This is a genomic window from Micromonospora sp. NPDC005806 (genome assembly GCF_042871425.1).
Taxonomy (GTDB): domain Bacteria; phylum Actinomycetota; class Actinomycetes; order Mycobacteriales; family Micromonosporaceae; genus Micromonospora.
Genome location: NZ_JBIAIL010000080.1, coordinates 1 through 9,200, shown reverse-complemented (window position 1 = coordinate 9,200; position 9,200 = coordinate 1). Strand labels below are relative to the sequence as shown.

The 9,200-nt window shown below is 72.1% G+C and carries 10 protein-coding genes; 3 read left to right on the top strand and 7 right to left on the bottom strand.

Annotation, left to right across the window (positions count from 1 at the left end; all coding sequences use genetic code 11):
- Positions 1-176 precede the first annotated feature (176 nt).
- Together ACFYOS_RS35895 and ACFYOS_RS35890 are read right to left on the bottom strand one after the other, a co-directional pair.
- Positions 177-593 (bottom strand): VOC family protein, encoded by a 417-nt coding sequence (locus ACFYOS_RS35895; RefSeq protein ID WP_387151647.1) that lies wholly within the window; start codon positions 591-593, stop codon positions 177-179.
- The gene (locus tag ACFYOS_RS35890; RefSeq protein ID WP_387151645.1) at positions 569-1,141 is read right to left on the bottom strand and encodes a cob(I)yrinic acid a,c-diamide adenosyltransferase; all 573 of its coding nucleotides are present in this window, start codon (positions 1,139-1,141) and stop codon (positions 569-571) included. Before ACFYOS_RS35890 ends, ACFYOS_RS35895 begins: the two co-directional genes overlap by 25 nt.
- Between ACFYOS_RS35890 and murA the strand changes: the two genes are divergently transcribed.
- Both murA and ACFYOS_RS35880 read left to right on the top strand, forming a co-directional pair.
- Positions 1,140-2,579: a UDP-N-acetylglucosamine 1-carboxyvinyltransferase gene (gene murA / locus ACFYOS_RS35885; RefSeq protein WP_387151642.1), complete on the top strand. Its 1,440-nt coding sequence runs from the start codon at positions 1,140-1,142 to the stop codon at positions 2,577-2,579. The genes ACFYOS_RS35890 and murA overlap by 2 nt on opposite strands.
- A gap of 131 nt (positions 2,580-2,710) precedes the next feature.
- The gene (locus ACFYOS_RS35880; RefSeq protein WP_387151639.1) at positions 2,711-3,559 is read left to right on the top strand and encodes a 3-hydroxyacyl-CoA dehydrogenase family protein; all 849 of its coding nucleotides are present in this window, start codon (positions 2,711-2,713) and stop codon (positions 3,557-3,559) included.
- A gap of 39 nt (positions 3,560-3,598) precedes the next feature.
- Here the strand turns inward: ACFYOS_RS35880 and ACFYOS_RS35875 are convergent, their stop codons facing one another.
- From ACFYOS_RS35875 to ACFYOS_RS35860, 4 genes are all read right to left on the bottom strand, one after another.
- Positions 3,599-4,159: an alpha/beta hydrolase-fold protein gene (locus tag ACFYOS_RS35875; RefSeq protein WP_387151636.1), complete on the bottom strand. Its 561-nt coding sequence runs from the start codon at positions 4,157-4,159 to the stop codon at positions 3,599-3,601.
- A gap of 51 nt (positions 4,160-4,210) precedes the next feature.
- Positions 4,211-4,405 carry a hypothetical protein gene (locus ACFYOS_RS35870; RefSeq protein ID WP_387151633.1) on the bottom strand — a complete coding sequence of 65 codons (195 nt, stop codon included), beginning with the start codon at positions 4,403-4,405 and terminating at the stop codon, positions 4,211-4,213.
- Between the two features lie 65 nt (positions 4,406-4,470).
- Positions 4,471-5,316 carry an ABC transporter permease gene (locus ACFYOS_RS35865; RefSeq protein ID WP_387151631.1) on the bottom strand — a complete coding sequence of 282 codons (846 nt, stop codon included), beginning with the start codon at positions 5,314-5,316 and terminating at the stop codon, positions 4,471-4,473.
- Positions 5,313-6,161 carry an ABC transporter ATP-binding protein gene (locus ACFYOS_RS35860; protein ID WP_387151628.1) on the bottom strand — a complete coding sequence of 283 codons (849 nt, stop codon included), beginning with the start codon at positions 6,159-6,161 and terminating at the stop codon, positions 5,313-5,315. Before ACFYOS_RS35860 ends, ACFYOS_RS35865 begins: the two co-directional genes overlap by 4 nt.
- 151 nt (positions 6,162-6,312) lie before the next feature.
- Between ACFYOS_RS35860 and ACFYOS_RS35855 the strand changes: the two genes are divergently transcribed.
- Entirely contained in the window at positions 6,313-8,319 is a 2,007-nt protein-coding gene (locus ACFYOS_RS35855; protein ID WP_387151626.1) for a protein meaA, read from the top strand.
- Between the two features lie 36 nt (positions 8,320-8,355).
- Here ACFYOS_RS35855 and ACFYOS_RS35850 read toward each other — a convergent pair whose 3' ends face one another.
- Positions 8,356-8,652, bottom strand: coding sequence for a DUF1540 domain-containing protein (locus tag ACFYOS_RS35850; RefSeq protein WP_387151624.1), 297 nt, complete (start codon positions 8,650-8,652; stop codon positions 8,356-8,358).
- Positions 8,653-9,200 lie beyond the last annotated feature (548 nt).

The window sequence follows — 9,200 nt, the reverse complement described above, 5'->3', positions numbered from 1 at the left end:
CCAGGCCGCCCAGACCGTGCAGGTGTCGGCCTACCCGGACGCCTACGCCCAGTGGGAACAGCAGGCCGCCGACCTCGTCGCCCAGCACTGGAACAGCTGACCCACACACAAGACACACGCCGCTGGCCGGCACCCCGACACAGGGGTGCCGGCCAGCGGCCTTTTGCGTACAGCTCCTAAGCCGAAGCGACCAACTCCACCTCATACCCCTGCCCGTCGGCCAGGTATGCGGCGTACGTCTCCGTCCCGCCGGCGAAAGGATGCCGGTCCGGGAAGAGCAACTCCCAGCCGTACGCCGGCGCGGACGCGACCAGCCGGTCCACGGCGGCCGGCGGGCCGGCGTGGAAGGCCAGGTGGTTGAGGCCCGGGGCGAGCCGGTCGTGCACCCGCCCGCTGAGCGCCGGGGATTCCTCCAGCACCAGGTACGTCGGGCCGAGCCGCCAGGACTGTCCGGCCGGCCAGTCCTGGAACGGCGTCCAGCCCAGTTCGCCGAGGAGCCAGCCCCAGCTGTGCCTGGCTGCGGCGAGGTCGGGTACCCAGACCTCGACGTGGTGCAGAGCGCCGGCGGTCAGCGCTTCCCGCCCGGCACCCATAGCACATCTCCGTCCGGATTTGCCGTCCTTGCCAGGATAAAGAGCAGATCGGAGAGCCGGTTGAGATACTTTGCCGGGAGGGGGCTGGTCCGGTCCGAGTCGTGTGCGACCAGGGCCCACGCCGCGCGCTCGGCGCGCCGGGCGGTCGTCCGTGCCACGTGCAGCAGCGCCGCGCCAGCGGTGCCGCCGGGGAGGATGAAGGAGTCGAGCTTGCTCAGGCGCCCGTTGTACTCGTCGCACCAGCCCTCGAGGCGCTCGACGTACTCCTCGGTGACCCGCAGCGGCGGGTACGCCGGGTTCGGTTCCACCGGGGTCGCCAGATCCGCGCCGACGTCGAACATGTCGTTCTGGATCGACTCCAGCACCGCCCGCAGCTCGTCGTCGAGCTGCCCCAGGGCCAGCGCGACGCCGATCGCCGCGTTGCACTCGTCGACGTCGGCGTACGCGGCGATCCGCGGATCGGTCTTCGGCACCTGCTCGTTGTTGCTCAGCCTGGTCATGCCGGCGTCGCCGGCCTTGGTGTAGATGCGCGTGAGGTGGACGGCCATGACGCACAGCCTACGGATACCGGACCTGACCATCCCGGCGCGGCCGGGCCAGACCGGCTGGTCGGCCGGGGTGGGACCGGGCGACGCCGGCGACCCGGCGGTCAGCGACGTCGACGTCATCCGGCTGCACGGTGAGGCCCGGCTGGCCGGCACGGTGCACGTGGTCGGGGCGAAGAACTCGGCGTTGAAGCTGATGGCCGCCGCCCTGCTTGCGCCCGGGCGCAACGTGATCACCAACGTTCCCCGGATCACCGACATCGCCATCATGGGGGAGGTGCTGCGCCGGCTCGGCTGCGGTGTTCGTTTCGCCGCCGACGATCCGGTCGATCCGATGGTGGCCAGGGGCGGCGTGGAGCGCTCCCGGTCGGTCGTCATCGACGTACCGGAGCAGCCCGGCGCGGAGGCCGACTACGACCTGGTCCGCCGGCTGCGCGCGTCGATCTGCGTGCTCGGCCCGCTGCTGGCCCGCCGGGGATACGTGCGGGTGGCCCACCCCGGTGGCGACGCCATCGGCTCCCGTGGCCTGGACATGCACATCGCCGGGCTGACCCGGATGGGCGCGGACATCTCCGGCGAGCACGGCTTCGTCATCGCCGAGGCTCCGGACGGGCTGCACGGCGCGGACATCGTGCTGGACTTTCCGAGCGTCGGCGCGACCGAGAACCTGGTCATGGCGGCGGTGCTGGCCCGGGGCACCACGACGATCGACAACGCGGCCCGCGAGCCGGAGATCGTCGACATCTGCACCATGCTCAACCGGATGGGCGCCCGGATCGACGGGGCCGGCAGTTCCACCCTGCACATCGTCGGGGTGCCCGCGCTGTCCCCGGTCCGGCACGCCACGGTGGGGGACCGGATCGTCGCCGGGACCTGGGCGTTCGCCGCCGCGATGACCCGGGGGGACGTCACCGTGACCGGCATCGACCCGGCGTTCCTGGAGGTCGCGCTGGACAAGCTGGTCTCGGCCGGCGGCCTGGTGGAGACCAGGGGTGGGGCGTTCCGGGTACGGATGGACGAGCGTCCCACGGCGGTGGACGTGGTGACCCTGCCGTTCCCGGGCTTCGCCACCGACCTGCTGCCGATGGCGATCGGCCTGGCCGCGGTGAGCGACGGCGGGTCGCTGATCACCGAGAACATCTTCGACGGCCGGTTCATGTTCGCCAACGAGATGATGCGGCTCGGCGCGGACATCAGGACCGACGGCCATCACGCCTTGGTTTGCGGCCGCGAGCGGCTCTCCGGCGCCCCGGTACGCGCCACCGACATCCGGGCCGGTGCCGGCCTGATCATCGCCGGGCTGTGCGCGGACGGGGTAACCGAGGTGTCCCACGTGCACCACGTCGACCGCGGCTACCCGGACTTCGTGGCCGACCTGCGGGCGCTCGGCGTGGCGGTGGAGCGCGGCACCGCGCCCGAGGAGCCCGACCTCGCCATCTGAGGTCTCCATAGCACTCGTTCAGGCTCGCCGACAGGTCTCTCTTGTCATGCCCTCACGGCCCTCGCTGCGCTCGGTGCGTTCGGCCATGACTAGGGTGCTGGCAGACACTCATTCAGGCGAGGGAGAAGCAGATGGCGGGTCGACTCGCGGTCGTCGGTGCCGGGCTGATGGGCTCGGGCATCGCCCAGGTGGCCGCGCAGGCGGGCTGGCAGGTGACGCTGCGGGACGTGGACGACGCGGCCACCAAGCGGGGCGTCGACGGCATCCGTAAGTCGCTGGAGAAGTTCGCCGAGAAGGGGAAGATCGAGGCGTCCGAGGTCGAGGCGACGCTGGCTCGGATCACCCCGACCACCGACCTGGAGGCGGCGGCCGACGCGGACATCGTGGTCGAGGCGGTCTTCGAGAAGATCGAGATCAAGCACGAGGTGTTCCGCGCGCTGGACAAGATCTGCAAGTCCGACGCGGTGCTGGCCACCAACACCTCGGCCATCCCGGTCACCCAGATCGCCACCGCCACCGAGCGTCCGGAGTCGGTCGTCGGCACCCACTTCTTCTCGCCCGTGCCGATGATGAAGCTCTGCGAGCTGGTCCGCGGCTACAAGACCAGCGACGAGACCATGGACCGGGCGAAGGCGTTCGCCGAGGAGATCGGCAAGACGGTCGTGGTGGTCAACCGGGACATCGCCGGCTTCGTCACCACCCGGCTGATCTGCGCGCTGGCCATGGAGGCGGTCAAGCTGGTCGAGTCCGGCGTGATCTCCGCGGAGGACCTGGACACGGCCTGCAAGCTCGGCTTCGGCCACGCCATGGGCCCGCTGGCCACGATCGACCTGACCGGCGTGGACGTGCTGCTCAACGCCAGCAAGAACATCTACACCGACACCGCCGACGAGAAGTTCTTCCCGCCGGAGCTGCTCCAGCGCATGGCCACCGCCGGCGACCTGGGCCGGAAGACCGGCCAGGGCTTCTACGCCTACTGAGTCACGCTCCTGACGCCCCCGGCCGCGCGGCCGGGGGCGTCACGCTGTCCGGGGTGGGGTGAGGGCCGCGCCGAGCAGGGCGAACGCGTCCGGGATGACGGTCCCCCAGTAGCCGAAGTTGTGCCGGCCGTCGGCCCACTCGGCGCGTACCGGGCGCTCGGGCAGCGCCCGGGCCAGGGCGCGGACGTCCTTCAGGAAGTTGTCCTGCCGGCCGCACCAGAGCCCGACCGGGGTGCCGCGCAGCTTCTTGGCACCGGCGAAGGCGGCGTCGCCGGGGCGTACGGCGGGGGAGAAGGCGGCGACCGCTCGCAGCCAGCCCGGGTACGCCTCGGCGAGCAGTAGCGCGCCGGCACCCCCGGTCGACCAGCCCCAGGCGGCCAGGCGGCTGCTGTCGAAGCCGCGCCGGGCGCACCAGGTGGGCACCTCCTCGCGCACCATCCGCTGCGGGTCGTCCTTGCCCGAGGGCTGCCAGGAGAGCCGGCCGCCGGCCGCCCCGGCGAGCACGAAGGGCGGTGTGCCGCGGCGTACCGCATCGGTGAGGAAGCGGGCCAGCCCGAGCCGGCCGAAGTCGCGGGGGGTGGCCGAGTTGCCGTGCAGCACCAGGCAGACCGGCAGGCCCCGGCCGTCGCCGTACCCCTCGGGGACGGCGGTCTAGAAGTCCACCTCGCGGCCCCGCGCGCTCGACGCGATGCGGATCAGGCGCGCGTCACCCACCGGGACGTCCGGGCCGGCCGGCTTCGGCGCCGGGCGGGACAGGTCCCGGGCGGCCAGTCCGCCGACCACGGCGACCGTGGCCACGCCGGCACCGGCCGTCAGCAGCGTGCGCCGGGTCAGGGTGTGAGCCATGCCGCACAGTGTTCCACCTGCGGCAACGGGTCCGCCCCCGGGCGCCGGCCGGGGCTTTCGGAGCCTCAGCCGTCGCGCTTGGTGGTCCAGCGGAAGGTGGTCAGGCAGAGCACCAGGCCGATCACGCACCAGAGCCCGAGCACCAGGGCGACCCGCCCCAGCTCGAACGAGCCGCCCGGCTCCTGCCCGCCGAAGCTGTCCGGCAGGAAGACCGAGCGCAGCCCCTGGCACATCCATTTGAGCGGGAAGAGCGCGGCGACCTGCTGCATCCAGCCCGGCAGGCTGGTGAAGACGAAGAACACCCCGGAGATGAACTGGAGCACCAGCGCCACCGGGGTGACCACCGCCGAACCGCTGCGGGCGGTGCGGGCCAGCGACGAGATGGCGATGCCGCACAGCGTGCAGGCGGTGACACCGAGGATCGCGACCCAGCCGAAGGTCGCCCACTTGGCGGCGGTGTCGGGCAGCTTCAGGTCGAACAGCGCCACCGAGACGGCGAGCAGCAGCGCGGTCTCGGCGACCCCGATGGCCACCACCATGATCACCTTGCCGGCGAACCAGACCCACTTCGGCATCGGGGTGCCCCGGTAGCGCTTGAGCACGCCCCGGTCCCGCTCGATCGGGATCCAGATGCCGAGGTTCTGGAAGCTCACCGTCATCAGACCGGTCGCGATCATGCCGGTGATGAAGTACTGGGTGTAGCTGACCCCTGGCGCGATCTCGTCGTTGAAGATCGCCGCGAAGATCAGGATCATGATGATCGGGAAGCCCATCGTGAAGACGACGGACTCCCGGCTGCGCAGGAACTGGGTGATCTCCAGCCGCCCCTGGCGCAGCGCCAGGGCGCCCGTCCCGAGCCGGCGGGCCGGCGCGGCGGCGACCGGGGTCGTCGGCTTCGTCGTGGTGGTCATCGGTGTCCGATCATCCGCAGGTAGACGTCTTCCAGGGTCGGCCGGGTCACGGTGAGGCCGGGGACCTCGCCGCCGAAGCGCGCGGCCAGCTCCGCGACCAGCGCCGTCGGCGTCGCGGTCTCCGCCGTCTCCGGCGTCCCCTCCGAGGTACGCCAGGAGACCGTGACGAGCCCCTCCTGCCGGTTGCCGAGCCGCTGCGGCGGGGCCACCTCGATCACCCGGCCGGCGGCGATCACGCCGACCCGGTCGGCGAGCGCCTCGGCCTCGTCCAGGTAGTGCGTGGTCAGCACGATGGTGGTGCCGGCGGCGGCCAGGTCGCGGATCAGCTCCCAGAACTCCCGCCGAGCCTCCGGGTCGAAGCCGGTGGTCGGCTCGTCGAGGAAGAGCAGCTCGGGGCGGCCGATGATGCCCAGCGCCACGTCGAGCCGGCGCTTCTGCCCGCCGGAGAGGGTGTGCGTACGGGCCTTGGCCTTGGCGCCCAGCCCGACCCGCTCGATGACCTTCTCCGGGTCGTCGGCGTCCGGGTAGAAACCGGAGAAGTGCCGGACCACCTCGGCGACGGTCAGCTCGTCGAACTCGCCGGTGCCCTGCAGCACGATGCCGACCCGGGAGCGCCAGCGCGGGTCCGGGTGGGCCGGGTCGGCGCCGAGCACGCGTACCTCGCCGGCGTCGCGCTGCCGGTAGCCCTCCAGGATCTCCACCGTGGTGGTCTTGCCGGCGCCGTTCGGGCCGAGCAGGGCGAACACCTCGCCCCGGTGGACGTCGAGGTCCACGCCCGCCACCGCGAGGTTGTCCCCGTACGCCTTGCGCAGTCCCCGAACGGAGATCGCGAGCTCGTCATCCATGACGTCCAGTGTGCGTCCGAGGCGGACCGGCCGGCCGCCCGGGGTGTGGTGGTGTCGGCCATGTCGCGCCGCTCGTGCCCGTCGGTGCACTCCATGGACCTGTGTGGTTTTCCACAACCCGTTTTACTGAACGGTAACTTAGACTCCGGCCATGGATGAGAAGGCTCCCTCGGGGCGGTTGCCGGAGCGCGACCGGCCCTGGGTGATGCGCACCTACGCCGGGCACTCCTCCGCCGCGGCCACCAACGCGCTCTTCCGCCGCAACCTGGCGAAGGGGCAGACCGGTCTCTCCGTCGCCTTCGACCTGCCCACCCAGACCGGCTACGACCCGGACCACGAGCTGGCCGCCGGCGAGGTGGGCCGGGTGGGCGTGCCGGTGGCGCACCTCGGCGACATGCGGGCCCTCTTCGACGGCCTCCCGCTCGCCGACATGAACACCTCGATGACCATCAACGCGCCCGCGATGTGGCTGCTCGGCCTCTACGGCACGGTCGCCACCGAGCAGGGCGCCGAGCTGGCCCGCTGCGCCGGCACCACGCAGAACGACATCATCAAGGAGTACCTGTCCCGGGGGACGTACATTTTCCCGCCGGCGGCGTCGCTGCGGCTCACCGCGGACGTCATCGCGTACACGCTGCGCGAGATGCCGAAGTGGAACCCGGTGAACATCTGCTCGTACCACCTCCAGGAGGCCGGCGCGACGCCGGTGCAGGAGGTCGGCTTCGCCCTGGCCACCGCGGTCGCCGTGCTCGACGCGGTCCGCGACGCCGGCCAGGTGCCCGCCGAGCGGATGGGCGACGTGGTCCAGCGGATCTCATTCTTCGTCAACGCCGGGGTGCGCTTCGTCGAGGAGATCGCCAAGATGCGCGCGTTCGGCGCGCTCTGGGACGAGATCACCCGCGACCGCTACGGCGTCGAGAACCCGAAGCAGCGCCGCTTCCGGTACGGCGTCCAGGTCAACTCGCTCGGCCTCACCGAGGCCCAGCCGGAGAACAACATCCAGCGCATCGTGCTGGAGATGCTCGGCGTCACCCTCTCCCGGGACGCCCGGGCCCGCGCGGTGCAGCTCCCCGCCTGGAACGAGGCGCTCGGCCTGCCCCGCCCCTGGGACCAGCAGTGGTCGTTGCGGATGCAGCAGGTGCTGGCGTACGAGTCGGACCTGCTGGAGTACCCGGACCTGTTCGAGGGCTCGCATGTGATGACCGGGCTGGTCGACGACATCGTCGCCGGGGCCCGGGTCGAGCTGGCGAAGGTGCTGGAGATGGGCGGCGTGGTGGCCGCCGTGGAGACCGGCTACCTGAAGAGCGCCCTGGTCGCCTCGCTCGCCGACCGCCGCCGGCGGATGGAGGCGGGCAGCGACGTGGTGGTCGGCGTCAACAAGTTCACCGAGACCGAGCCGTCGCCGCTGACCGCGGCCGGCGCCGAGGCGATCGAGCAGGTCGACCCGGCCGTCGAGGTGGCCGCCGTGGCCGCCGTACGCGAGTGGCGGTCCGGCCGGGACGCGGCGGCCGTGGACGCCGCCCTGGCCCGGCTCCGCGCGGACGCCGCGACCACGACGAACCTGATGGCCCCGACGCTGGAGTGCGTACGGGCCGGGGTGACCACCGGCGAGTGGGCCGGCGCGCTGCGTCAGGTCTTCGGCGAGTACCGGGCCCCGACGGGCCTGTCCGGCGCGGCCGGGGCCGGCGGCGACCCGGGGCTGGCGGCGGTCCGCGAGCGGGTCACCGCCACGGCGCGCGAACTGGGCAGCGGCCGGTTGCGGCTGCTGGTCGGCAAGCCCGGCCTGGACGGGCACTCCAACGGCGCCGAGCAGATCGCGGTACGCGCCCGCGACGCCGGCTTCGAGGTGGTCTACCAGGGCATCCGGCTGACCGCTGGGCAGATCGTGGCCGCCGCCGTCGAGGAGGACGTGGACCTGGTCGGCCTCTCGGTGCTCTCCGGCTCGCACCTGGCCGCGGTGCCGGCCGTGCTGGACGGGCTGCGCGCCGCCGGGCGGGGCGACCTGCCCGTGGTGGTCGGCGGCATCATCCCGACCGGCGACGCGGCGGCGCTGCGGGCCGCCGGGGTGGCCCGGGTGTTCACCCCGAAGGACTTCGCGCTCACCGGCATCATCGACGACCTGGTCACCGTGATCCGCGAGGCCAACGGCCTGTCGTGACGCGCGTCGGACCGGCCATCCGCCGGACCCGACCGGTCAGCGGCTCGCGTACGTCTGGCAGTCGGCCAGGTCCATCTGCGGGCCGACGGTGATCGCCGGGGCGTGGCACTCCAGGTCGGAGTTGTGCTGGCAGTCCGACCGGCTGCACGCGCCGACCTGGGCCACCGCCTGCTTCATGCCGCCGCGCACCGGCAACTCGACGAAGGTGTGGCAGTGCGCGTGGTCGCTGCTGCCGATCGTGATGGCGAAGGCATGGCAGTCGTTGGTGTGGTTGTAGGCGCAGGACCTGACGGCGCACTCCTGGACCCGGGGCATTTCCATCGCTGCGGTCATGGCGGCGACCCTCCTTAGGCGTCTTGAGGCGATTTTAGGCATTTAAGCTATTCGTCCTGCTGGCTTTGGGTGCGCTTGTGTCTGTGGTTGCGTTTGTGTCGCTGGTTGGGGTTGGCGGGTGTGGCCCGCCGTGCCCGGTTCCGGGCGGTCAGGCTTGATCCCTGCGCCGGTCACGGCGGACCACACCCACGTCGTGGTCCGACGCCGCCCGGCTGCGCCGCCTGTCCAGTTCACGGTCGGCGCACCTTCACGGAAAGTGTGGCCTCCACGGGCGCGGAGGCGACAGTTTCCGGGAAGTTGTCCGGATCGTGTGCCGGCATGTTCGTCGCGACAGGTGCCGTGTGTGGTCGGTTGCCCGGTTTCTGGGTGTGACCGGCGGCATCCTCATGGCGGAATCGTCGACGGGTGGGGGTCGTTGAACACGGGTGAACGACCGAGGAAGAGCCCCGCCGAGGCGGGTGCGCGGGCCCCGGAATGATGGTGGGTCGCCGGTCGTTACACATGGTCCCGGCGCCGCGAAGAGGCCCCCGCCCCGCACGCCGGACCCC